We start from the raw sequence: 24,842 nt of genomic DNA, 5'->3' as shown, positions 1-24,842 counted from the left end.
CGAATAACGGCTCGGAACCGGCCACCTTTACATTTCTGGTCCAAGTGGCAGCTACCTGGGGTGAACTTCTAAGAAGACAATGGGAAGTGGTTTCAGTCTAGCCACATTCTCCCTGAGCCATTGTGCTCTTCTTATACTTTTCCCGGTCATTGCTGTTGTATTTTCATACTCATTATACGAGTCAGTTCTAGGAATATCAAGCTTTTTCAGCGAAGTGATAGAGTACGATGGCAGAGGCAATGGCTACATTCAACGACTCTGCCTGTCCATAAATCGGAATTTTCACGCGTGCATCCACTTGTTCTAAAAGGTTCGCTTGCACGCCCGCTCCTTCATTCCCTAAGATGAACGCCATTTTGTCAGAAGGTGCGACATCCTTATAATTTTTGGCACCTTCTAGAGCAGTTCCAATCAAGACAAATCCTTCGTCTGCTAAATTGGCGATCCAGTCTTCGAGGTCCGCTTTCACAACAGGTAAATGGAATGTTGAGCCTTGTGCTGAACGCAGTGTTTTCGGATTAAATGCATCTGCACTTCCTTTGCCTAAAATCACAGCATCCACTCCTGCTGCATCTGCCGTGCGGATCATAGTTCCGACATTTCCTGGGTCTTGCACAGCGTCAATCAGCAATACACGAGACCATGCGTTGAGTGCGAGCTTATATGCAGGTTGTTGGCAATGTGCGAAAATCCCTTGAGTATGTTCCGTATCTGCTAGTTCCTGAACAACTTCTGGACTGATTTCAAGCAGTTGAATGTCCTCGGTCTGCCATTTATGATCGAGAGTAGCATGGTCGCCAATCATAATGTGTTTGACCATACCAGGCACTTTGAGTGCTTCTTCTACTAAATGATGACCTTCTACAATAAATTCTTTTGTTTTTTCACGTTCTTTGCGAACGGTTACGAGCTTCTTCCAATGCTTGACGAGTGCATTGCTTTTTGATTCGATGCGCTTCATAAAAGCCTCCTATTTTTTCTTTCAGTGTATCATACCTTTTTGTATAAAAAAGACTATCAGAAAACATACTATACAGGAAACGGAGGGATGATGAAATGGCTTTTCAAATTCGCGAATCAATCTCATCAAGTGTCGCAGGTTCCACTTCCGAAGACATCTACTCGATGATCGAGGATGCTGTTAAATTGCTTGAAAAAACAATCCATTAAAAAAATGGCCCAGCGTCTCCCGGGCCATTTTTATGTACTTATTTTTATGCCCTCTGGCACGAATGTTCTATAGCGGACACCTGCCGTTTTAGAAATTATAAGAGTGAGGCTAGTACTGCCTTTTGTGCATGTAAACGATTTTCAGCTTGTTGGAATACATAAGAATTCGGTCCATCTATCACACTCGCTGTCACTTCTTCTTCGCGGTGCGCAGGAAGACAGTGTAAAAATACATAATCCGACTTTGCATGCGCAACTAAGTGATCATTTACTTGGAATTGTTCAAATGCTGCAAGTCGTGCTTCCGCTTCTTGTTCCTGTCCCATCGATGTCCACACATCTGTGTAGATACAGTCGGCAGATTTCACAGCTTCCACAGGATTGCTTGTCACTGCGTATGACCCTCCATTGGTAATGGCAAGTTTTGAGATCTTTTCACTGATCCACTCAACAGGTTCATACCCTTTCGGAGATGCGATATGAATATGCATCCCCATGTGCGCTGCGGCAATGGCTAAAGAGTGCGCGACATTGTTGCCATCTCCGATATACGCAAGTTTTTTCCCTGCAAGTCCTCCTTTAACTTCTTGAAGAGTGAGAAGATCGGCAAGTGCTTGGCACGGGTGAAACAAATCAGTCAACCCATTGATTACTGGAATCGACGCATGCTCTGCAAGTTCTTCTACCATCTCGTGGGAATTTGCACGAATCATAATACCGTCTAAGTAACCGGATAATACTTTCGCAGTATCTGGAATGCTCTCTCCGCGTCCGATTTGTAAATCCCGAGAATGCATAAACATACCATGCCCTCCTAACTGTTGCATGCCTACTTCAAATGAAATACGCGTGCGTGTCGAATGCTTCTCAAAAATCATTCCAAGTGTCTTCCCTGCAAGAAGTGGAGGGCATTTTTCTTCTTTTGTTAAAAACTTCAGATTTATTGCTAGTTCAAGAAGTTCTTTTACTTCTTCAGTTGAGTAATCAAAAAGTGTCAACAGATCCTTCCCTTTCAAACTCTCTACAGGTTTAATGTTCACCCATTCTAACAACTTCATATTGCCTCATCTCCCTAAAATGTATATTCATGTACTTTATATTATAAATATACATAACAGTGTATGTCAATGCATGAAATAAAATAACCCCTGCAGTTATCACAAAAGGGAGCGAACTCGCTTTCGTGTAACCCAGGGGTTAAACTTCTATTAGTTGAACTTCAATGTCTCAACCGTATCTTTATCCAATTTTTTAATGACTTCAACAATCAATTTCACAGCATTTTCGTAATCGTCACGATGCAAAATACCTGCATGCGAGTGAATGTAACGTGTCGCAACACCGATTGCAACTGCTGGTACTCCATTCATCGTCAAATGAATTGCACCTGCATCTGTTCCGCCTCCAGCAATTGTTTCGAACTGGTACGGGATACCTGCTTCATCTGCTGTGTCGACAACTAGGTCACGCAATCCTTTGTGAGAGACCATAGAAGCGTCGAACAGGACGATCTGAGGACCTTCGCCCATTTTTGACGTTGATTCTTTTGGTGTAACACCAGGTGTGTCACCTGCGATACCGACGTCAACTGCAAATGCGATATCTGGTTGCACTTTCATAGCTGCAGTTTTCGCACCACGTAGACCCACTTCTTCTTGCACTGTTCCAACACCGTAGACCGTGTTTGGATGTTGTTGATCTTGAAGGCCTTTTAAAACATCAATCGCAATGGCACAACCGATACGGTTATCCCATGCTTTTGCAAGAAGCAATTTCTCATTGTTCATCACGTGGAATTCGAAATAAGGTACAATCATGTCTCCTGGTAATACACCCCAAGACATTGCTTCCTCTTTAGAAGAGGCACCGATATCAATAAACATATCCTTGATATCTACTGGCTTTTTACGAGCTTCTGGTGATAAGATGTGAGGCGGTTTTGATCCGATGACTCCAGTAATGTCCCCTTTTTTACGCGTAACAATCGTCACACGCTGAGCAAGCATGACTTGATTCCACCATCCACCTACTGGTTGGAAAAATAAGAATCCTTTGTCGTCGATACGAGATACCATAAAGCCAACTTCATCTAAGTGACCTGCGACCATGATTTTCGGTCCATCTTCTGTAGAACCAGTTTTTTTCGCAATCAAGCTACCTAAATTGTCATATGAAATTTCATCAGCAAATGGCGTGATGTACTTTTCCATAACCTCTCGTGCTTCACGCTCATTGCCTGGAATTCCGCGTGCATCTGTTAAATCTTTTAGCATTGTCAATGTTTCATCTAGCTTCGTCATTATTTCGACCTCCTAAACAATCTATTCCCATTATACGAAAAGACTGAATAGAATGTAAACAACAAGTTAGTATCCTGTCTGTTGTCTAGTATAATTTACTTCATTTTTGGCGTGGTACGCCTCGACCACTTCATCCGTTGTGAACCCAAGAAGTCGTGCAATTTCTGCATAGCCTTCCCATATTGAAGTATAGTTTTTTGCAGACGGCACTTGTTGGAAATTCGAAATTCCTTTGTAAGTCGCTAGAAATGCTTCATTTAAATCCATATATTCTGCTCCGATTGGCCATTCAATGAGCTCATCGGCAAGTGACTTTTCAATTCCTATCGAGAGCAGGAAGTGAATCGAATCCACATATTCTTCGAGAATAATCGCTTTTTCAGAAGGCCCCTTATCACTCCAAAACTTGAAACTTCTCGTTTCGTTGGCCAGTTCTCCAAGTTCTACTAATAGAGCAATCACTTTTCGGTCAAAAACATCTTCTTCAATACCACGTTTTTGTTCAATATAGCTATCTAATTCTCGTTGCATCTTCACTAAAGATTGGAGATTCAAAGTTTTTCACACCTTTTTCAAATAGTTTGAAACCAAATCAATTTTGGTTCGTATAGATAATGGAATGGTTATGTATAAAGGGAGTGGTATCATGATATTTCGGCTCGTACTGATAGTTGTTGTCGCCTACGCATTGTATAAAGTCATGCGATATTTACTCGATCCAAAACGAAAATTGGATGAAGCGGTGCAACAGGAGTCCTACTATTTTTATGACGACAGTAAAAATGCGCGAAAAAACTTTTTGATCGCGTACCAAGGTACGTTATTTGAAGGTGAAAAATACCTCGGCACAACAGAAGACGCATTCGACGTCGTCTCCATTTTTGTCTGGGCACATGACGCTACAAAACTGCAAGGAATGACGCGTGAAGATTTTTTATTCCTTGAAAAAGAGATTCAGCTTAGCTATCCAAATGCCGTAATCAGCTGGAAGAACCCAATCGAACAGTTGATGAAAGGTTACCGAGAGTCCGTGTAAACGGGCTTTTTTTAATTGTAGAGATATACAAGTAAAAACAGTTGTGCTACGGCAAGCATTAAAAATCCGATTCGGAAAGATGTATGTTTGGTCTTATGACGAAACATTTGCATCCCCGCGTAAGCACCTGGTCCTCCTCCAAGAATTGCGAGCAACCACAGTGTTTTTTCAGGAATACGCTGCCCTCCTTTTTGTGCTTGTCGTTTGTCATGGCGCATTGTGAATAGTGCAGCGATCGACATCCCAACGACGATGATCCACATGTATTCCATGTTTAGACGCCCCCTTTCTTTACTTAGTGTATAGGAAAATTACCGGAGGAACAAAACAAAGTTACGAGTTGATTCGTAACTAGTTTTCCCCAAGAGCAAGTTTTACGCAATGGAGGGGCTGACTCTGGAGGGATTAAAAGTTGGAACGTGAGGCCCCGCAGGAGTGTGCGACGAGGAGACTCACGATCCGCCCTCGGAAAGCAGCCCCGGAATGGAGCACAACTTACGAAAAAAAACTCCCCTTCCATAAAGGAAAGAGAGCTCATAGCTTGAACTTATTTGTCCATTGCTTTTTTAGCAGCATCTGCTAACTGAGTGAATGCAGCAGCATCCGTTACAGCTAGGTCAGCTAACATTTTACGGTTAACTTCGATACCTGCTAATTTAAGACCGAACATTAAACGGCTGTAAGAAAGACCATTCAAACGTGCTGCCGCGTTGATACGTGTGATCCATAATTTACGGAAATCACGTTTCTTTTGACGACGGTCACGGTATGCGTACATACCAGACTTCATAACTGCTTGGTTAGCAACTTTATAAAGTGTGTGTTTTGAACCGTAGTATCCTTTAGCTAATTTAATGACTTTTTTACGACGCTGACGCGTTACTGTTCCACCTTTTACACGTGGCATATTAAACAACCTCCTGCTATTTCATTTATAGTCGAATTACTTCATGTACGTTAATAGTGTGCGGATGCGCTTGTAGTCGCCTGAAGAAACTACTTTAAGCTTGCGAAGTTTACGTTTCGCTTTTGTAGATTTGTTTCCAAATAAGTGGCTACCATATGCACGGTCGTGCTTAAGTTTACCAGTACCCGTCTTTTTGAAGCGCTTAGCTGCTCCACGGTGAGTTTTCATTTTCGGCATGTCGAATTCCTCCTAAACAATTTCTAAATGCTTATTTCTCGTTCTTTGGCGCTAAAACCAAGAACATGCTGCGTCCGTCCATTTTCGGTTTCTGCTCTACAGTAGAAACCTCTGCACATGCTTCTGCAAAACGATCAAGGACACGTTGTCCAATCTCTTTATGCGTAATCGCACGGCCTTTGAATCGGATCGATGCTTTCACTTTGTCCCCTTTTTCAAGGAACTTAATGGCATTACGAAGTTTCGTTTGGAAATCATGTTCGTCAATCGTCGGGCTCAAACGAACCTCTTTCAATACAACGATTTTTTGATTTTTACGAATCTCGCGATCTTTTTTCTGCTGTTCGAATTTGAATTTACCATAATCCATAATACGAGCAACAGGTGGCTTGGCTTGAGGGGCCACAAGGACAAGGTCTAAGTTAACGCGAGCAGCAATCTCGAGTGCTTCGTTACGTGTTTTGAGTCCAAGCTGATCACCATTTTGGTCAATTACACGAATTTCTCTTGCACGGATGCCTTCGTTTACATACATGTCTTTGCTAATAATAATCCACCTCCAAATAGTATCGCGAATACAAGGTCGGGTATGAAGTGCAGTTGCTATTCACAACTTGTACCCATATAAAAAGCGGGCAGACATCTCTGTCTGCCCGCCGCTATACGACATGCAAAATTGCATGTGAAAGTCGTTCTTGTGCGAACCAGTCAACAAAGAGTCGAACAGGTGAGAAGCGGGCAGCCTCTTCTTATACCACAAACATGTATTCAATAACCTTATTTACTATAGCACCTGAACAATCAGTTGTCAACAGATGACTGCACTTCTTTTACAATATGCGCAAAGAAGTCTTCAATTGCCATGCTCTCTGATTTTTGTTCGCCGTATTTACGGACGTTCACTTCGCCTGCTTCTTTTTCTTTATCCCCAAGAACCAGCATGTACGGAATCTTTTGCATCTGGGCCTCACGAATCTTGTAGCCAAGTTTCTCTTCACGGTCATCAATGTGCACTCGGAAGCCTTTTGATTTGAATTTCTCTTCTAATTGCTTCGCGTAGTCATGGTGTACTTCGTTTGAAACCGGAATAATCTGTACTTGGACTGGAGCCAACCATGTTGGGAATGCCCCTTTGTACTCTTCAATAAGGAAGGCAACAAAGCGTTCCATAGTAGAAACGACTCCACGGTGGATAACGACTGGGCGATGTTGCTTTCCATCTTCTCCGATATAGTTCAAGTCAAAGCGTTCTGGAAGAAGGAAATCAAGTTGTGCAGTCGACAACGTCTCTTCTTTTCCAAGAGCCGTCTTGACCATGACATCAAGCTTTGGTCCGTAGAATGCTGCTTCGCCTTCTGCTTCATAGTACTCAAGGCCAAGCTCGTCCATCGCTTCTTTTAACATCCCTTGTGCACGTTCCCACATTTGATCGTCATCGAAGTATTTCTCAGTGTCAGCCGGATCTCGGTATGACAAACGGAACGAGTAATCTTCTAAGTTAAAGTCTTTGTATACTTCTAAGATTAATTGAACAACGCGTTTGAACTCTTCTTTGATCTGGTCTGGACGAACGAAGATATGCGCGTCATTTAAAGTCATGCCGCGAACGCGTTGCAGCCCGGATAGAGCACCTGACATCTCGTAACGGTGCATTGTGCCAAGCTCTGCAATGCGAATCGGCAAGTTCCGGTACGAGTGAATGCCGTTCTTGTAAATCATCATGTGATGCGGGCAGTTCATCGGACGAAGAACGAGCTCCTCATTGTCCATTGCCATCACAGGGAACATGTTTTCCTGATAGTGATCCCAGTGACCACTTGTCTTGTACAGTTCCACACTTGCCATGACTGGAGTATACACATGATCATAGCCAAGCTGTACTTCTTTGTCGACGATGTAACGCTCGATAATGCGGCGGATTGTTGCGCCTTTTGGTAGCCATAACGGGAGACCTTGACCAACTTTTTGGTTGTTCATAAATAGGTCGAGTTCTTTTCCGATTTTGCGGTGGTCACGTTCTTTTGCTTCTTCAAGTAAACGAAGATGTTCTTTCAAATCTTCTTTAGTGAAGAATGCAGTCCCGTAAATACGCTGAAGCATCTTGTTGTCACTGTCTCCACGCCAATAAGCACCGGCAACGCTCAATAATTTGAACTCTTTTAACTTCCCAGTTGATGGCACGTGTACACCACGACAAAGGTCGAAGAATTCACCTTGCTCATAAATCGATACTTGTTCATCCGCTGGAATCGCCTCAAGCAACTCGAGTTTATAAGGATCCTCAATTTCAGAAAAACGTGCATAGGCTTCGTCACGCGATACATCGTGTCGTGTGATTGCAATATTTTCGTTAATGATTTTTTTCATTTCTTTTTCAATTGTAGGAAGATCTTCAGATGTGATGGCAGTCTCCGAATCAATATCGTAGTAGAATCCACCTTCAATGACTGGACCTACACCAAGCTTTGCATCTGGATATAGTCGTTTCACAGCTTGCGCTAACAAGTGCGCGGATGAATGACGTAAAATTTCAAGTGCCTCGGGTGCGTCGGGTGTGATGATTTCCATCTTTCCACCTTCAGCAAGCGGTGCTTTCAAATCAACAAGTTTGCCATCGATCTTAGCAGCGAGCGCTTTTTTTCGAAGTCCTGGACTGATTGACTGAGCAACATCTTCCATCGTTGTGCCCTGTTCAAACTCCTTAACAGTGCCGTCTGGATAAATCAATTGAATCATACGAATCTCTCCTTTTCATGTGGTGCGGAACGCAAAAAATCCCCGTCCCAATAAAGGGACGAGGAATAAATTCGTGGTTCCACCCTTCTTCTGTCTACACGGATGCAGACGAAGCTCTACGTCGGATAACGGCCGGTGCCGGTATGCATTGGTTTGCATACTGTTCAGAGGTGGTAATTTAAGGGCTATCCATAAGAAGCTCACAGCCTAGGCTTCTCTCTCTAAAATGGCAGGACCAAAAATCATGTCCTCGTCACTACATGTAACGATTATGAAAATTAGTATACCGATACGGGCACGATTGTGCAAGACTTATTTCAAGATGACCTCTGGACGCTTGAGTGGTGTACCCAACATGTCGCAAGGGCGGCCAATCTTGGATATCTTTCCTTTGTCGAGTTTGACGATGCGATCCGCAATCGTATGTGCATCATCTTCATCGTGTGTCACAAAAATCGAAGTGATCTGGGCACGTTTTAAAATCGAGTACAATTCTTCTCGGATTTTGTATTGCAGTTCTTTATCTAAATTTGAGAACGGCTCATCCAGCAGTAACAACTTCGGATTTGGCGCTAAAGCACGTGCGAGAGCCACACGTTGTTGCTGCCCGCCACTCAGTTGATGCGGATACCGTTTCTTATATTCCGTCATCTCAACTAATTCCAACACTTCATTTGCACGCTTCAATCGGTCCGTGCGTGATAATTTGCTAAGACCAAATTTCACGTTATCGAGCACTGTCATATGTGGGAAGAGTGCATAGTCTTGGAACACCAGTCCAATCCCCCGCTTTTCGGGCTGCACGAAATGATTCCCATCAAATAATACGTCATCGTATAATTGAAATTTTCCTTTAGAAGGAATTTCAAGACCTGCTAAGATCCGAAGCATTGTGCTCTTTCCACTTCCACTTCGTCCGAGTATCGAAATCACTTCTCCAGTCTCGATCGACATCGAAAAATGATCAATTGCTAAGTCTTTGCTGTTGCGGTACGAAAAACATACATCTTTTATCTCAATCGTCATTTCGCATCCTCCTTATCCAGAAGTTTATAAAACACAAAGATGGCCAAGGCACTCATCGCGATGATGATAATGGACGGTTGACTCGCTTGCATGATTTTTTCATCGCTGGCATACTGGAATGCTTTTGTTGCGAGTGTATCAAAGTTAAATGGACGTAAAATCAGCGTTAGTGGTATTTCCTTCATAATATCAACAAACACTAGGATGAAGCCAGAAATAATAGCTCCTTTTAATAATGGGATGTCGACCTTGAAAAATGTCTTTGTCACCGAAGCGCCGAGCATTCGGGAAGCCAAACTAAAATTGACACCAATCTTATCGTAGCCTGATTCAACCGCATTGTAGCCGATTGCAAAGAATCGCACGATGTACGCTACAATTAGCATCACGACGCTTGTGCTCAGTACAAGTGACGAGCTAAAGCCCCATGCTGTATAGAGAGGCACGAGTTGACGATCTAACCAAATGAACATCGTCACGATCGCCACGGCAATGACCGCTCCTGGAATCGAGTACCCGACAATTGTAAACTTCGGCAAGATTTTTCCGATACGTCCTCGTGTGAAGCGCTGGAAGTTCCCAACGATTAATGCGCCAATGACAATTACAAATGCAGCTACTCCCGCAACATATACCGAGTTTCGAATGTACGTTGTAAATTCACCATTAGGAATGGATCCCCATGTCAATACAAACCAATCGACAAGTTGAATGACAGGAATCAAGAATGCCAAGCTGAAAATAAACGTTACATAACCGAATGCTCCCCATTTTTTAAACCCCTTCAGTTGGACTTTCGGAAGCGGATTCACTTTTGTGTTCGAGTAACTAAATTGTTTTGTTCCGCGTAACAGCTTCTCAATGACGAGCATCAACACAACAAACGTCATCAAAGATCCTGCTAGCTTGATTGCTGCATCTATATCCCCGAGTCCAAACCAAGTTTGAAAGATTGCTGTACTAAACGTCTGGATGCCATAGTATTTCACAACACCATAATCATTAAGCACTTCTAGTGATACTAAGCTTACCCCACCAATAATGGCAGCACGTGAGATTGGCACCACTACTTGCAAGAATATGGACCATGGCCCTTTTCCAAGTAGTTTAGCGCTTTCAACAAGTGACGCCGCTTGCTGGGACAAGAATACTCGTGTGATGGTGTAAACATATGGATACAGGAACATCGTATAAATGAAAATAGCTCCTGGAATATTCATAATGTCAAAGAACCGTTGATCGACTTGAACATCGAAAACGTTCCGTAATGTCGATTGGATAACACCGGTGTAGCTCACCATACCTGAGTATGTATAGGCCGCTATGAACGGTGGAATCGACAATGGTAGAATCAACGCCCATTTGTAGAACCGACTGAGTGGAAACTCATACTGGGCAATCAACCAAGCAAGGCTCGTTCCAATTACAATGGTTCCAATTGCCGTGTAGAAGACCAACAGGAAAGTGGTTTCCATATAGTTCCACAGCATATATTCTTGAATATGCTCCCAGTTCTCACTTGCTGGTGCTACTAGTCCACTGATAATGGGTAGCATTGGTGAAAGTAAGGAAAGCACGATGATGACCGAGAGGATAGTCCACCCGTTCAAGTAATACGAGAGTTTTCTCACGTGGCTTCAGGCCCTTCTGAAATCCGATTTCTTCGCGAGTTTCATTATAGCATGACCACTGCCCTGGTGTATGTGAAATGATACTCATTCTCGATGAATGTTCACAACTTAGCAACTATTTGGTTTTTGACCCCCCTACGGTCAGGTCACCTTTTCCTGGGGGAGTTTCCCTGAGCCTCCCCACGTAAGCTGAAAGAAGAACACTTTCAGCTTCGTTGCCGGGTCTCAGGAAAACTCCGATTGCCCGGGAAAAGGCAACCTGACCTCCGGGGGTTCAAATTTAAAGTAATTAGTTTCCATAAAATCATTTGTGGCGCTAAACGAGGGTCTGCGGTCGTTAAATACCAGTTCACGGTCTTTAAATGTATGATTACAGTCGTTAATTGCCGGCTCTCGGGCCTTAAAGAAGTAGAAGGTGACAGGTATCTTTTGCCAGGAAAAGGCAACCTGACCGTAGAGGTTCAAACTTTCAGGACAAATCAAGAACACTAAAAAAGCCCCCCGAAATGGGAGGCTCACTGTATTATTTCCAACCTACTTGGTTGAAGATCATAATTGTTTTTGCATTGTTTGTACCAAGCTCAGACAAAGGAATGTCTTGCTCTTTGAACTCGCCCCAAGACTGAAGAAGTTCAGAAGCTGGTACACCTTCATTTACTGGGTATTCATAGTTTGTTTCTGCAAACACTTCTTGTGCTGCATCTGCTGATAAGAACTCAAGAAGCTTAATAGCATTCTCTTTGTTTTTCGAACCTTTTACAACACCCGCACCTGAAATGTTCACGTGTGTTCCAGTTGTTTCTTGGTTCGGGAAGAAGACGCCTAAGTTTTCAGCGACTTTTACTTCTTCTGGGTCTTCAGAGTTTAACATTTGCCCTAAGTAGTATGTGTTCATGATGGCAACATCACCAATACCAGCTGCGATTGCTTTCGCTTGGTCACGGTCTCCACCTTCAGGGTCACGCGCGAAGTTGTTTACTAAACCTTCTGCCCACTCAGTAGCTTTTTCTTCTCCATCGATTGCGATGAATGAAGCAAGTAGTGATTGGTTGTACACATTTTCAGATGAACGGATCAACACGCGGCCATTCCACTCGTCTTCTGTTAATGCTTCATATGTTGAAAGGTCTTCCGGTTGAACAGTGTCTTGGTTGTATACAAGAACACGTGCACGTTTTGTTAGACCAAACCATTGGTTGTCTCCATCACGATATTTCTCAGGAATTTGCTCATTTAAAACATCACTTTCCGCAGCTTCCAAAACGCCTTCTTCTTTCGCACGGAACAAACGACCTACGTCAGCTGTGTATAGAAGATCTGCTTCAGTTGCTTCGCCTTCACGCTTAATGCGCTCTAGCAGCTCATCAGCTTCACCTTTGATTACGTTTACTTTGATTCCAGTTTCTTCAGTGAACTGTGCATATAATTCGTCATCCACATCGTAGTGACGGCTTGTATAAAGGTTTACTTCGCCAGACTCCTCAGTTGCTGCTGGTTCAGTAGAAGTTTCTGTTTCAGCTGGCTCGTTGTTAGAAGAACAAGCTGCTAGGAATAGTGCCAAGATGGCAATCAGTGAGAATAATTTCTTCATGATGTAGCTCCTTTTTAATTGATAATGAATTTCATTTCCATGGATTAGTATAGCGTCATTGAGAATGAAAATCAACAGAAAAGACGAAAAAGTTTAGTAACTTTCTCGCCAGTTCTTCCCTTGCAATTGTATAGGAGTTGTAAGAGCTTTGATTCGTTCCATGATACGTCCTGCTTTCACGGGCTCTTTTTCACCTCGTTGCGTGGTTGTAAAATGGTGTTTGAGTTCATCATACGTAAAGTTTGAAGAGATGAATGTTGGAAGTCCTTGAGCCATTCGATGTTGCAAAATCGTGCCGATAATATCATCCCGGGTCCAACTCGACATGGTCTCTGCTCCTAGATCATCAAGCATCAATACAGGTGCATTTTTCACCACTTCCATTTTCTCACTGAGAGAATTCTCTTGAATGGACTGACGCATCTCACGCAGAAACTCAGGAACGTAGACTAAGACCGTAGCAACTTGACGGTCTGCTAACTCGTTTGCAATCGCCCCGAGAATATAGGATTTGCCGACACCAAATGGCCCGTGCACATAAAGACCTTTCGTCGGAAGTTCTCCTGAGGATTCATACGAATCTATAAACGTTTTCGCAGCGCGAATTGCGAGCACGCGCGAACCATCCGTCAAATCGACATTCGAGAAAGTGGCCTGCAACACGTCTTTTGGCATATGCATACTGTGTATCATAGCAGAAATCGATTGGCGCTCGTCTTCGATACGGCCGTTTCGGCAACGAAGATAGTCAAGTTCAATACGTCCTCTTCCCATTACAAGACGCGGTTCGAAGCCTTTGATCAGATTCACACAACCGGCAACATTGGGACAGCCTTTGCAGTCGTGGGTCTGCTCGATGTATTCATACAGTTTGCTCATACTCGATTCCAATACAGCAGGAGATACTTCCGCCTCATTTTCTTGTAGAAACTCTTGGATATCTCGATTTTCTAATACTTCTCGTTTCATTTCTTCCATTCGTGTCGCAAACGAAGGATTTGAAATCATCCGTTTAAGCGTTCGATTGATGGGTTCCACTTCGATCACCGGCCTTTCGTTGCGCTGATTTCAGCAAGCAACTTTTGACGTTCTGCTTCTATATCTATAGAGTCATCCACTTTACTAGCTTTTGGTTTTTGATCTAACCAGTCCGGAACCTTCTCTTGACGTTTATATGGTTTCCCGGAGGCACTTTGAGCGGTCTCTCCATTTTTCCATTTCATGTATTGCGTATGTTCTTTACGCGCAAGTTCCATTGCTTCTTTTGCAGTCTTGACATTTTTACGCACCCAATGAGAGGCAATTTTTTCAGCGAACGATTTCGTGAGTTTCATGTCCGTCCGCAACATGACGTATTGGATGAGAACATTGATCACACCGACTGGCATTTCGTAAACGGTCGCAAATCGATTGACCAGTTCAACGTCTGCTGGGAACGGCTCTTTTCCACCCGCACTATCACGAAGCACATCAAGCGGCGCACTTTCCTCTAGATAAACAAGATACTCTTGTTCTTTTGAAAGTTTGGGAGACGCCGATTCTGGAGAATTCTCCCGTTGCACTTCAGGTGTTTTAATTGATTGCAATCCGACTTGTTCCCTCGCATGCAATTTAAAATAATCTTCACAAGATTTTTTTAGACGCTCCGGAGAGATCTTTGTCGGATCTTCGACTGCGAGGAGAATAATTTTTTGCATATCGAGCGGTGAAAAACTATATAAAAATGCAAGCTTTGCAATCAGTTGTTTAATGTCCGTCGTCAGCAATTTTCTTGGTAATAGATGCTCACTTAATCCGTCGAGTAGGAGTTGGAAGTCAAATTCATGCTCAAACTCATAATTTTGTGTTTTGGGTTGGCGGATATCACGTGTAGCACGCGTATTTTTTAAGTTTGGTTGGAATACATCCGTGAATGTGCGAGTCACTTCTAGTGCAGATGATTTCCACGTGTTAGAAGGTAAATAGCGTTTTTCAAGATTTTTAAACCCTTGATCGCCTACTTTATTCCATAGAAACACGGATAATAACGGGTCAGCAAAAAAACTTTGAGGTGAAAGTGGCTTTTGAACTTCGTAATAGAATGTCCGTGTTTCACCAGAATCACTCCGCCAAGTGCGTAGTAGACCGATTGCCTCCAAATGCGCGCGTGCTTCAAAGATTCGATTGATTGATAAGGATAGCGCATTCATCAAAGTATAGTGTGAATACTCTACTTGTTGAGTTCCCGTCATCGTCCAAAGGTGCTGATACAGTGTAAAAGCTTCCGGACCAATAAGTGGTTGATAAAGTAGCGTTACTGTTTGTAGATCGTCACTGGATAGAGGAGCAGCGACACGGGTTTGAAAGTGATCCATCGGTTGCAGTTCGTTGTGTACCATCTGCTCTCCTCCTTTTAGTGTTGAGTGGGGTTACGTTTTAAAAGTTCACGGACCTCTTCCATGAACACATTGATGTCTTTAAATTGACGGTAGACAGATGCAAAGCGTACATATGCGACTTCATCGACAGCCGCCAATTTTTCCATGACTTGCTCGCCCACCACTTCAGATTTGATTTCCGAATTGCCTGTACGACGCAGTTCTTTCTCAATCGTAAAAACGACTTCTTCTAATTGTTCGAGTGTCACCGGGCGTTTTTCACATGCACGGATCAAACCACGTAACATTTTTTCTCGACTGAATTCTTCACGCGAGCCATCTTTTTTCACGACGATGAGTGGGGTTTCTTCTACTTTTTCAAACGTTGTAAACCGAAAGCCGCACTGCTCACATTCTCGTCTTCTTCGGATGGATTTATTTTCGTCAACCGGTCGTGAATCGACTACTTTCGTGCCGTTGTATTGGCAGGAAGGACATCTCATAATTAGCGCTCCTATATGCTCGTATTTCATTCATTATACTAAAGTTAGGCCTATTCTGCACCCACAGAAAAAGCAGAGGGAGATTCCCCTCTGCTTGTAAATTACACAGTTTGTAATGATTTTGCTGCAACTGGGCCCATACCACGTGGAAGCTCAATCAATTCACGCGTTTTCGCGTTCAAAGCTTCGGCAATATAATTGGCTGCAATTGTTGGATCTAGGTCACCGCATGTATAAACATCGATACTTGCGTAACCGTGTTCCGGAAAGCTGTGAATCGTTAAATGTGATTCAGAGATGATGACGACTCCACTTACACCTTGTGGCGCAAACTTGTGAAACGCAACTTCGCGGACTTCCGCACCTGATTTAAGTGCAGCATCTACAAAAGTTTGTTCGATGAAGTTCATGTCATTCAGCTTGTCAAAATCGCATTCCCACAGTTCAGCAATGATGTGACGTCCCATTGTTTCCAATGTCCGTTTCCCCCTTTGACTGGATTTTTTAATCAAAGTGACTACCACGGGGGAAAGTTAGTCCAGAGAGGTCCTAACCCTTTAAGTAGCCGGTGCTATTTGGCACGATTTTCATTATAGGACGCCTTGTCGGGAAATGCAATAGAATTTTGATTTTCTAGTAAAAAAGAAGCCTCTCCATTAAGAGAGACTTCCATTCATCCGTACACTATTAAGCTGTAATAGCTTCCAAAGATTTTGCGACACGCTGTGTTAAATCTACAACACGTGCAGAGTAGCCCCACTCGTTATCGTACCAAGCAAGCACTTTTACTTTGCGCTCACCGATTACCATCGTTGTTAACCCATCAACCGTAGCAGAAGCAGTCGTTGTGTTGAAATCAACGGATACTAATGGATCTTGCGTAATTGCTAAAATCCCGTTCATTGAACCAGCTGCCGCTTTTTCAAACGCCAAATTCACTTCTTCGACCGTCACATCACGCTCGACATCCACAACTAAATCAACTAGTGAAACGTTAGGTGTAGGAACGCGAAGTGCTAGACCATGCATCTTCCCTTGCAACTCTGGTAACACTAATGTTAGGGCTTTTGCAGCACCTGTAGAAGTTGGAATGATCGATTGTGCACATGCACGTGCACGACGAAGATCTTTATGTGGGTTGTCTAAGTTATTTTGATCATTCGTGTATGCATGAACTGTTGTCATCAAACCGTTTACAATGCCGAATTCATCATTTAATACTTTCGCTACAGGAGCTAGACAGTTGGTTGTGCAGCTAGCATTTGAAATAACGTCATGCTTTTCTAAATCAAGTTTGTCGTCATTTACACCTAAAACGACCGTGATGTCTTCATTTTTACCAGGAGCCGTCAAAATGACTTTCTTTGCACCAGCTTCTAAGTGAAGAGCTGCACCCGAGCGCTCGTTGAACTTACCCGTTGCTTCGATGACGATGTCGACACCCATCTCTTTCCATGGAAGGTTTGCTGGATTGCGATCGCTCACGATTTGAATGCGCTTTCCATTTACGATAAGCGCGTTTTCAGCTGTTTCGACTTCCCCTTGGAAAGTACCATGTACTGAATCGTAGCGAATCAAATGTGCTAGAGTTTCAACTGGGTAGCTCGCGTTGATTGCTACAATGTTTACATCATCCTTTACAATCGCTTGGCGGAAAACCATGCGTCCAATTCGTCCAAAACCGTTAATCGCAATAGAAGCTGTCATATATACCGTTCCTCCTGTTAACTATGTGATACTAATTCACTTAATATGCAATTAGTATAACACATTAGAGTCGTTATGGTACGCTAATCCAAACATTCTAAAAAAGTTCAATTATTCTGAAAGCGATTTCATCCATTTGCTCACAAGTGCATCTACTTGAGCCTCTAATTCTTCTAAAGTTCCATCATTTCTAATCACTTCATCCGCCCATTTGGCTTTATCATCGATTGATAACTGAGAATTCATTCGCTCCAGAGCCTCTTGTTCGGACAATCCATTCCGAGCCATCAGACGTTGCTTCTGAATCTCTCTAGAAGTAGCGACAACCAAGATTTGCTCTACAAAATGTTCGAGCTTGCTTTCAAACAATAATGGAATGTCTAAAATCACGATTTTCTTCCCATTTGCCAGATGGTGATCTTTTTGACGAAGCATTTCCTTTCGAATTGCAGGATGGATAATGCCATTTAGTAGGGCACGTTTCTCTTCATTCCCGAAAATTTGGCGCCCAATTTCTTCTCGGTTCATCGTGCCATCTGCATGAAGTGCACTTTCTCCGAATGCTTGTGCAATTTTCTGTAATGTTTCACTTCCTGGTTCGACGACTTGGCGGGCAATCAAATCTGCGTCGACTACTGGAATGCCATGTTCTTTGAAACGATTCGCTACCGTACTTTTGCCGGTAGCGATACTTCCTGTTAATCCAATAATCATAGGGCCCTCCTATTTCTGACAGGTCGGACAGTAAGTAGATGTCCGGCCCCCAATTACTTTTTGTTTTGTGGCTGTGCCGCAGGTCGGACAAGTCTTCTTGCCGTACATCTGTAAAAAGTGTTGCATACTTCCGGCTCCTCCATTGACGTTACGGTAATCCGAAATACTACTTCCACCTCGTTCGATACTCTCACGAAGGACAGCGACAATTGCTTCATAAAGAGCCATTTTCCGTGCCGTTGAGATGCGTCCCACTTTTCGACTTGGGTGGATGCGCATGCGGAATAGTGCCTCTGTTGCATAGATGTTTCCGCACCCTGAAATGACGTGACCATCCATGATGAACTCTTTAATAGGTTTATTAATGTATTTTGTGCGCTGTGCCATCTCTAAATAATGCGGTAACCCTTCCTCCGCAAATGGTTCAGGCGCCATTTGTAAAAGTGGCGGATGATCTGAGATGTCATTCAGTAAACGCATTTCCCCGAAACGGCGAATATCGGAATAGACTAGTAAATAGCCACCGGACAGTTCGAACACGACATGAACATGATTACGAAACTTAGTTTCTGTTATTTCATCAAGAGAATGTACAGGAAACCAGGCTCCTGTCATCCCTAGATGGCCAACAAGAACGGCAGCGCCTTTTTCGTTCATCAAATCAAAGAACATATATTTAGAGCGACGGATCAAACTGGTAATCCGGTAGCCGACCATCGCGTTTTGAAAGTCTTCAGGTGTAGCGCCTTTAATAATCGCTTGTTTTCCCTCTATATGACTCTTCCTCACTTGATCTGACACATGGACGGCCACAATCGTTTGGTCGATGACAAAGGGGCGAAGGGATTCGACGACCCCTTCGACTTCTGGTAGTTCGGGCATTGCGTTCTCTCCTTACTTCGTTTCGTACCATGTCGTGCCAAATGCAAAATCGACTTTCAAAGGCACCGATAGTTCTACGGCATTTTCCATGACTTCGGGCACGAGCTTTTGAATTTCCTCTAACTCGTCAACAGGTACTTCAAAAATTAGTTCATCATGTACTTGAAGAAGCATTTTGGTTTTCAATCCGCGTGACTCAAGTTCGCGGTCCATGTCGATCATCGCTTTTTTGATGATGTCGGCTGCACTCCCTTGAATCGGTGTATTCATCGCAGTACGTTCTGCAAATCCACGCAGGTTGAAGTTTGAACTCGTGATATCCGGCAAGTATCTGCGGCGGTTCATGATTGTTGTGACAAACCCATCCCGTTTCGCACTCGTAATCGCATCATCCATGAAGTGTTTAACACCGGGAAAACTCGTCAAATAGTTATCGATAAACAGAGCCGCTTCTTTGCGTGTGATGTTCAGGCTTTGGGACAATCCGTAGTCACTGATGCCATAAATAATTCCGAAGTTCACTGCTTTGGCAGCTCGGCGCATGTTGCCGTCTACTTCATCTGCCGCTACTCCAAACACATCCATTGCCGTTTGCGTATGGATATCACGGTCTTCTTGGAAGGCTCGGACTAGCTTTTCGTCTTGAGACATGTGTGCCATGACGCGAAGCTCAATTTGTGAGTAGTCGGCGGCGAATAATACCCATTCTTTTTCAGATGGAACAAACGCTTGGCGAATCTTTCGGCCTTCTTCAATTCGAATCGGGATGTTCTGCAAGTTCGGATTGATTGAACTCAAGCGACCTGTAGACGTCAATGCCTGTTGATAGCGTGTGTGTACTTTCCCATCGTCATGAATCTCTTTTAACAAACCTTCGATATACGTCGACTGAAGTTTCCCTAATTGGCGGTACAACAAAATTTCTGAGATAATTTCGTGTTCCCCTTGCAACTTTTCAAGTACATCTGCAGCAGTAGAGTAGCCAGTCTTCGTTTTCTTAATGGGTGTCAAACCGATTTTTTCAAACAATATGACACCTAATTGTTTTGGCGAATTGATATTGAATGATTCACCAGCCATCGCATGGATACGTTGTTCTATTTCAGCTAGACGTCCTTTTAGTTCGACACCCATTTTTTCTAGTGTTTCTCGGTCCACTTTGATTCCGAATGATTCCATTTCACCTAAGACACTTGCAAGGGGTAGTTCAAGCTCATGGTATAAATCATACTGTTTCGTTTCTTTCAGTTTTGCTTCGACTGGTTCCTTTAACTCCCACACGGCAGTTGCTTTGCGAAGGGCATGATGAAACAATGCTTCGTCTTCTGGAGCTTTTTTCTTAGCCCCTTTTCCATACACAGCTTCTTCTTCATCCACTTCCGTATATCCGAAGTGTTTTGCAAGGGAAGCAAGATCTTGGCTTGATGAAATGGAGGGATCCGAAATATACGCAGCTAAAATTAAATCAAAACTCGCCCCTTTCAGTTCGCATCCGAACCGTTTCGACACCGCTTGGAACGCTTTGACGTCATAACAACGCTTTTGCTTTGAATCGTCTTCAAGCCACGCTTTGAAGAGTGGTTGCGAAAAAGCCGCGTCCCCTTTCATCACATAGTGCTTTGAATCAGTTGCAAGGACGACTGCCAAAACTTCTGTTGTGTGATAGTGCTCATCGTATAACTCGATATGAAACGTCATGTCGTCTTCAAAGTGACTGTCTTCCCAATTAGACATAACTTCGAAATCAATGTCTTTAAGTTCTTTTGCCTCTGTTTGGAATGCGGACTTTTCTAAAAGTGTCTTGAATTGCAGTTGGTGCCATATTTCATGGACAGCCTCCATATCTGGACCTGGGTAATTTAATGTATCTAAAGTGACTTCAATCGGTGCTGCGCGCTCAATTGTTGCGAGCTGTTTACTAATATGTGCTAACTCTTCATTCGCAACAAGCTTTTCTTTCATTTTCGACGCCTTCATCTCATCGATATGTGCGTACACACCTTCCACGGTTTCATAGGCTGACAGTAACTTGATTGCTGTCTTTTCACCTACTCCAGGCACTCCAGGAATATTATCGGAAGTATCGCCCATCAATCCTTTCATATCAATGATTTGAATAGGGGTTAGACCGTATTTCTCTTGAATATGCGCAGGTGTGTAGCTTTCTAGATCGGTGATGCCTTTTTTTGTGATTTGAACGGTCGTCTTGTCACTAGCCAGTTGAGTCAAATCTTTGTCTCCACTAATCACAATCGTTTCGATATTTTTTTCTTCTGCGATGCGTGAAAGCGTACCGATGATATCATCGGCCTCGTATTGATCTAATTCATATTGTGGAATCTGATACGCATCTACAAGTTTTCGGATATAAGCAAACTGCTCGGATAGTTCAGGTGGTGTCTTTTGGCGTCCACCTTTGTATTCTGAGAATGTTGCATGACGGAACGTCGTCTTTCCTGCATCCCATGCAATCAACATATGAGTCGGCTGTTCTTCTTCTACAATCTTTTGCAACATCATTGTAAAGCCATATGTGGCATTGGTGTGGATGCCTTGCTCATTTGTGAGTAATGGCAATGCGAAAAATGCTCGGTACGCTAAACTGTTGCCGTCAATCAGTACTAATTTTGGATTGGTCACTACATGTCACTCCTTTTAATAAACGAAAAAACCTTGCCTTCAGTTTACCATGACTGAAAGCAAGGTGTTGTCTTTACGGTGTAATCCCGGAAAGAATTTGTGCGTATGGTGAGTCAGATGGAAGCATAATGACAGTATCTTCACCGATTGTAGATTTATACGTTTCTAACGTCCGGAACAAGTTATAGAATTCCGGATCTTTTGAGAAAGACTCGTTGTAAATACGTGCAGCTTCCGCTTCTCCTTCAGAGATGATGACAGCTGCTTCACGTTCTGCATTGGCAATGATTTCACGCACTTCACGGTCTGTCTCTGCTTCGATACGACGTTTGTCTGCATCCCCTTCAGATAAGAACTTCTGTGCAATCTTCTCACGTTCTGAAATCATGTCTTGATAAACCGCTTGTTCATTTTCTACTGGAAGATCTGTGCGTTTGATGCGCACATCGAGCACTTCAATTCCGTAGTTGTCTGCCGAGAGCAATTCGTTCACGCGAGCTGTGACTTGTTCTCCAAGACTGCCGCGTGATGAATCTTCATCATTGATGATTTCTGCATACGCTAAACGACCAAGTTCTGTTCGGACAACCGAATAAATGAATTCTTCCATACGAGCTTCTGCATTGATTAACGTTCCTGCATTGGCAATCATCAATTGCGGATTATTGACTTTCCAGACCGCATAATTGTCAATGATGATGCGTCGTTTATCAAGTGTATTGATTTCTGCTTCTGAAATCTCATAGTTCATTAAGTACTTCGGAACAGTCGTTGTACTTTGAATAAATGGAACGGTTACACCTAGACCAGGTTCATCGACAACTTTCACGATTTCACCAAACTGGCGCACAATTTTGTACTCGCCTTCTTTCACGACATACACATTGGTGAGCAAGATGACTAGAACGATGAATCCAACAATGACACCTGCAATGATTTTGCCGTGTTTTTTCCAGTCGATTTGAAAGTCAGATGCTTTACCAGCGGGCTTTTTCTTTTTGTTCATAGCAAAGCGTTCTTCAAGTGAGACAAACTTTGGATCTTTATCGGTCATTCATTATCCGTCCCTTCTGTTACGACTGGTGCAGCTGCACGAGGACCCGTTAATGGTAGGTACGTCATTGGTCCATTGTCGCCATTCATGATGTAGAGTTGTGCATTCGGAAGCACCGCTTCTAACGTTTCCAAAATCAAACGGTCCCGCGTGATTTGTTCGTTTTGCGCGTATTCCGCATAGAGCTCATTAAATAATGCTACATCTCCGCGCGCTTGTTCGATACGAGCAATCTTTTCTCCAGTAGCATTTGAGATAATAGCATCTTTTTCACCATTTGCTTCTCCAAGGCGTTGATTTTCGTAACGACCAGCTTGGTTCACTTTAATATTTTTTTGTTCTTCAGCATCACGAACTGCAGTGAAGGCTTGACGCACTTCTTCATTCGGAAGTTCAACGTCTTGTAGGTTTACAGATAACACTGAGATGCCGATATCGTATTTTGTTACAAGGTCAGCTAGTAGATCGCGTGTGGAAGCTTCAATTTCTGCTTTACCAGAAGTTAATGCATCGTCAATACGTGAGCTACCAATTACAGATCGAATGGAAGCGGATGTTGCAGAGTGCAACAATTCCCTCGGGTTTTCTGAATTGAAAAGGTAATCACGTGGATTTGTAATACGCCACTGCACCACGAGGTCAGCAAGGACGATGTTGTCATCCCCTGTAATCATTTTTGTTTCATCATCATACGAGACGATTTCACCGTCTGCTGTTTGTTGATAGCCAAATTGAAGGCTAAACGTTTCTTTCGACAATTTTTCAACAGTCTGGACTGGCCATGGCATTTTGAACTTTAGCCCTGGTTCTGTAATCGGGTCACCTGCATCACCGAATGTGATGACAATAGCTTGTTCAGATTCGTCCACTGTATACCATGAGGTAGCAAGTGCAATAAGTAGGAAGAGTCCAGCAATCGACACACTGATAATTGTAAGTACGCGTTTTGTAGTCATTATGTAATCTCCTTTCAGTTGTCTGTACTTTATACGGACGACCTTCTGGAAAGTTTCATAAAAAAAGAAAACCGAGCCAGCATTTGCCGACTCGGTTTCCTTTTTCCAGTTTGGAAAAGGGGTTATCTTTATAATAAGCGAACATTGTAAAGGACATATGAATCGCTTGTTAAGATTCCCACTGATTATTCTTATACTTCCGGTAATAGTTCACCTGACGCGCAACTAAATAGAATTTCCGTTTAAAGTTTGTATCGCCTTTATAAAACATCGGGTTGCCCCATTTGCCTTGGCGAATCAACTTTCGGCATTCTTCATTGATGGCATGGTTATCGACAAACTTTTTCAGGACAATTTTAGGAACGACTGTAAACAAATACTCCGTATTCAAATAGGTCAGTTCTTTCTCAACACCGAGTAAAATATCGTCAACAAAGTATTTTGCCATGTTGTGCCCACAAGCCGTTGTGTAGTAGCTTGATCGTCCTTGGCGAATATTGACTTCAAACACTTTGTACTTACCGTCACGTGCATCGTATTTTAAATCAAAATTAGCAAAGCCTTGATAACCGACTGCCTCTAAAAAGTGTTGCAACTTTTTCATCAGCTCTTCATCATAGCGCGTCACTAGTGCTGTATAATTTCCGATAGCTGTCACGGTATGTTCTTGTAACACGACTTGCGCAAGCGTCCCTAGCTCAGATTTTCCGCGAGAGTTCACATAAAACACGGAGTCCCACATGAACGTGTCGTCCCCTGGGATGAAGTCTTGAATAATCATGTCTTCTTGATAGCCAGACGCATTCACTTGATCAAGGACGTGTTGGAGCTCTTGTTTCGATTCAACACGGTAGACTTTTTGTTGCCCAGGGAATTTATTTTTATAATATTCGACTCCATTACTTGGTTTGATAATAACGGGGTATTGGATGTCTTTATCAAAAATCCCTTGCTCTTTACAGCTATAGAAATACGTATCCGGGGTGTCCAATCCGTGTTCGTCGCAAAGTCGATAAAAATTCTTTTTCACGAGCAAATCGTTCATTAGATCTTCTGACATGTAATTGAATACATACCATTGACGTAATTGTTCTTGATTTTCAATAATTAAACGTACATAAAAATCGTTTGTTCCAATGAGTACAAGCTGCACGTCTGGCTGTTGGTACTTCTCTGCTACAGAACCTAGAATCGACACAAATGCATCTTTGTTCCATAAATCTTTATCATATTCAATCGCTCGAGGAATCGAGCTTAAGCTCGTAAATGACATCTCTTCTTTTCCTACGAGTACGGAGTGAACTCCGTATTCTTCATGAAATGAAATCGCCATATTGTAAGCATTCATATCTGTTCCTATAATGACCGGTAAAAACTTCTGTTGCATAACTTTCC

Annotated in this window: 24 protein-coding genes and 1 other annotated feature (1 of these 25 running past the window's edge); of the genes, 1 reads left to right on the top strand and 23 read right to left on the bottom strand. The window is 43.0% G+C overall.

Annotated elements, in window-relative coordinates; all coding sequences use genetic code 11:
* Positions 1-159, bottom strand: a binding site (T-box leader); it reaches 64 nt to the left of the window's first position.
* Between the two features lie 37 nt (positions 160-196).
* The 4 genes from AB5N96_RS01865 to AB5N96_RS01850 all read right to left on the bottom strand — a co-directional run bounded on the left by AB5N96_RS01865 (position 197) and on the right by AB5N96_RS01850 (position 4,025).
* Positions 197-961 (bottom strand): TrmH family RNA methyltransferase, encoded by a 765-nt coding sequence (locus AB5N96_RS01865; RefSeq protein ID WP_499704493.1) that lies wholly within the window; start codon positions 959-961, stop codon positions 197-199.
* A 304-nt stretch (positions 962-1,265) separates the two neighbouring features.
* On the bottom strand, positions 1,266-2,228 hold the full coding sequence (argF, locus tag AB5N96_RS01860) for an ornithine carbamoyltransferase (RefSeq protein ID WP_499704492.1): 963 nt from the start codon (positions 2,226-2,228) through the stop codon (positions 1,266-1,268).
* 150 nt (positions 2,229-2,378) lie between these two features.
* The gene (locus AB5N96_RS01855) at positions 2,379-3,470 is read right to left on the bottom strand and encodes a M42 family metallopeptidase (RefSeq protein WP_204590329.1); all 1,092 of its coding nucleotides are present in this window, start codon (positions 3,468-3,470) and stop codon (positions 2,379-2,381) included.
* 66 nt (positions 3,471-3,536) lie between these two features.
* Complete coding sequence (locus tag AB5N96_RS01850) at positions 3,537-4,025, bottom strand: dUTP diphosphatase (RefSeq protein ID WP_499704491.1); 489 nt, start codon at positions 4,023-4,025, stop codon at positions 3,537-3,539.
* A gap of 91 nt (positions 4,026-4,116) precedes the next feature.
* On the opposite strand from AB5N96_RS01850, the gene AB5N96_RS01845 reads away from it, so the two are divergent.
* Entirely contained in the window at positions 4,117-4,506 is a 390-nt protein-coding gene (locus tag AB5N96_RS01845; RefSeq protein ID WP_499704489.1) for a sigma-w pathway protein ysdB, read from the top strand.
* A gap of 11 nt (positions 4,507-4,517) precedes the next feature.
* Here AB5N96_RS01845 and AB5N96_RS01840 read toward each other — a convergent pair whose 3' ends face one another.
* From AB5N96_RS01840 to AB5N96_RS01750, 19 genes are all read right to left on the bottom strand, one after another.
* On the bottom strand, positions 4,518-4,778 hold the full coding sequence (locus tag AB5N96_RS01840) for a DUF1294 domain-containing protein (protein WP_338032453.1): 261 nt from the start codon (positions 4,776-4,778) through the stop codon (positions 4,518-4,520).
* A gap of 275 nt (positions 4,779-5,053) precedes the next feature.
* Positions 5,054-5,413 (bottom strand): 50S ribosomal protein L20, encoded by a 360-nt coding sequence (rplT, locus tag AB5N96_RS01835; RefSeq protein WP_094944136.1) that lies wholly within the window; start codon positions 5,411-5,413, stop codon positions 5,054-5,056.
* 36 nt (positions 5,414-5,449) lie between these two features.
* On the bottom strand, positions 5,450-5,650 hold the full coding sequence (gene rpmI, locus AB5N96_RS01830; RefSeq protein ID WP_094944135.1) for a 50S ribosomal protein L35: 201 nt from the start codon (positions 5,648-5,650) through the stop codon (positions 5,450-5,452).
* Between the two features lie 31 nt (positions 5,651-5,681).
* On the bottom strand, positions 5,682-6,200 hold the full coding sequence (gene infC, locus AB5N96_RS01825) for a translation initiation factor IF-3 (RefSeq protein ID WP_338032455.1): 519 nt from the start codon (positions 6,198-6,200) through the stop codon (positions 5,682-5,684).
* Positions 6,201-6,451: 251 nt separating this feature from the next.
* A complete protein-coding gene (thrS, locus tag AB5N96_RS01820; RefSeq protein WP_499704488.1) occupies positions 6,452-8,386 on the bottom strand; it encodes a threonine--tRNA ligase in 1,935 nt (644 codons plus the stop codon).
* A 312-nt stretch (positions 8,387-8,698) separates the two neighbouring features.
* A complete protein-coding gene (locus tag AB5N96_RS01815) occupies positions 8,699-9,412 on the bottom strand; it encodes an ABC transporter ATP-binding protein (protein ID WP_204590325.1) in 714 nt (237 codons plus the stop codon).
* Positions 9,409-10,968 (bottom strand): ABC transporter permease, encoded by a 1,560-nt coding sequence (locus AB5N96_RS01810; RefSeq protein ID WP_499704615.1) that lies wholly within the window; start codon positions 10,966-10,968, stop codon positions 9,409-9,411. The genes AB5N96_RS01815 and AB5N96_RS01810 overlap by 4 nt, the downstream gene beginning before the upstream one ends.
* A gap of 598 nt (positions 10,969-11,566) precedes the next feature.
* The gene (locus tag AB5N96_RS01805) at positions 11,567-12,634 is read right to left on the bottom strand and encodes a Fe(3+) ABC transporter substrate-binding protein (protein WP_499704487.1); all 1,068 of its coding nucleotides are present in this window, start codon (positions 12,632-12,634) and stop codon (positions 11,567-11,569) included.
* Positions 12,635-12,727: 93 nt separating this feature from the next.
* Complete coding sequence (dnaI, locus tag AB5N96_RS01800) at positions 12,728-13,672, bottom strand: primosomal protein DnaI (protein WP_392454039.1); 945 nt, start codon at positions 13,670-13,672, stop codon at positions 12,728-12,730.
* 5 nt (positions 13,673-13,677) lie between these two features.
* The gene (locus AB5N96_RS01795; protein ID WP_392454040.1) at positions 13,678-15,012 is read right to left on the bottom strand and encodes a replication initiation and membrane attachment family protein; all 1,335 of its coding nucleotides are present in this window, start codon (positions 15,010-15,012) and stop codon (positions 13,678-13,680) included.
* Positions 15,013-15,026: 14 nt separating this feature from the next.
* Positions 15,027-15,494: a transcriptional regulator NrdR gene (gene nrdR, locus AB5N96_RS01790; protein WP_204590321.1), complete on the bottom strand. Its 468-nt coding sequence runs from the start codon at positions 15,492-15,494 to the stop codon at positions 15,027-15,029.
* 101 nt (positions 15,495-15,595) lie between these two features.
* Positions 15,596-15,970, bottom strand: a complete 375-nt coding sequence (speD, locus tag AB5N96_RS01785; protein ID WP_204590320.1) for an adenosylmethionine decarboxylase — start codon at positions 15,968-15,970, stop codon at positions 15,596-15,598.
* A gap of 211 nt (positions 15,971-16,181) precedes the next feature.
* Positions 16,182-17,201: a glyceraldehyde-3-phosphate dehydrogenase gene (locus AB5N96_RS01780; RefSeq protein ID WP_204590319.1), complete on the bottom strand. Its 1,020-nt coding sequence runs from the start codon at positions 17,199-17,201 to the stop codon at positions 16,182-16,184.
* Between the two features lie 111 nt (positions 17,202-17,312).
* The gene (gene coaE, locus AB5N96_RS01775) at positions 17,313-17,915 is read right to left on the bottom strand and encodes a dephospho-CoA kinase (RefSeq protein WP_499704486.1); all 603 of its coding nucleotides are present in this window, start codon (positions 17,913-17,915) and stop codon (positions 17,313-17,315) included.
* Between the two features lie 9 nt (positions 17,916-17,924).
* On the bottom strand, positions 17,925-18,797 hold the full coding sequence (gene mutM, locus AB5N96_RS01770; RefSeq protein WP_204590317.1) for a bifunctional DNA-formamidopyrimidine glycosylase/DNA-(apurinic or apyrimidinic site) lyase: 873 nt from the start codon (positions 18,795-18,797) through the stop codon (positions 17,925-17,927).
* A 12-nt stretch (positions 18,798-18,809) separates the two neighbouring features.
* Complete coding sequence (gene polA / locus AB5N96_RS01765; RefSeq protein WP_499704485.1) at positions 18,810-21,437, bottom strand: DNA polymerase I; 2,628 nt, start codon at positions 21,435-21,437, stop codon at positions 18,810-18,812.
* A 73-nt stretch (positions 21,438-21,510) separates the two neighbouring features.
* Entirely contained in the window at positions 21,511-22,443 is a 933-nt protein-coding gene (gene hflC / locus AB5N96_RS01760; RefSeq protein ID WP_239584904.1) for a protease modulator HflC, read from the bottom strand.
* Between the two features lie 44 nt (positions 22,444-22,487).
* On the bottom strand, positions 22,488-23,447 hold the full coding sequence (gene hflK, locus AB5N96_RS01755; protein ID WP_392454045.1) for an FtsH protease activity modulator HflK: 960 nt from the start codon (positions 23,445-23,447) through the stop codon (positions 22,488-22,490).
* Positions 23,448-23,616: 169 nt separating this feature from the next.
* Positions 23,617-24,834, bottom strand: a complete 1,218-nt coding sequence (locus AB5N96_RS01750; RefSeq protein WP_204590313.1) for a carboxylate--amine ligase — start codon at positions 24,832-24,834, stop codon at positions 23,617-23,619.
* Between the last annotated feature and the right edge of the window lie 8 nt (positions 24,835-24,842).

This window comes from Chryseomicrobium imtechense (assembly GCF_041475995.1).
Lineage (GTDB): Bacteria > Bacillota > Bacilli > Bacillales_A > Planococcaceae > Chryseomicrobium > Chryseomicrobium aureum.
Note: the sequence above shows the minus strand (reverse complement) of the source record. Positions and strands in the feature narration are given on the sequence as shown.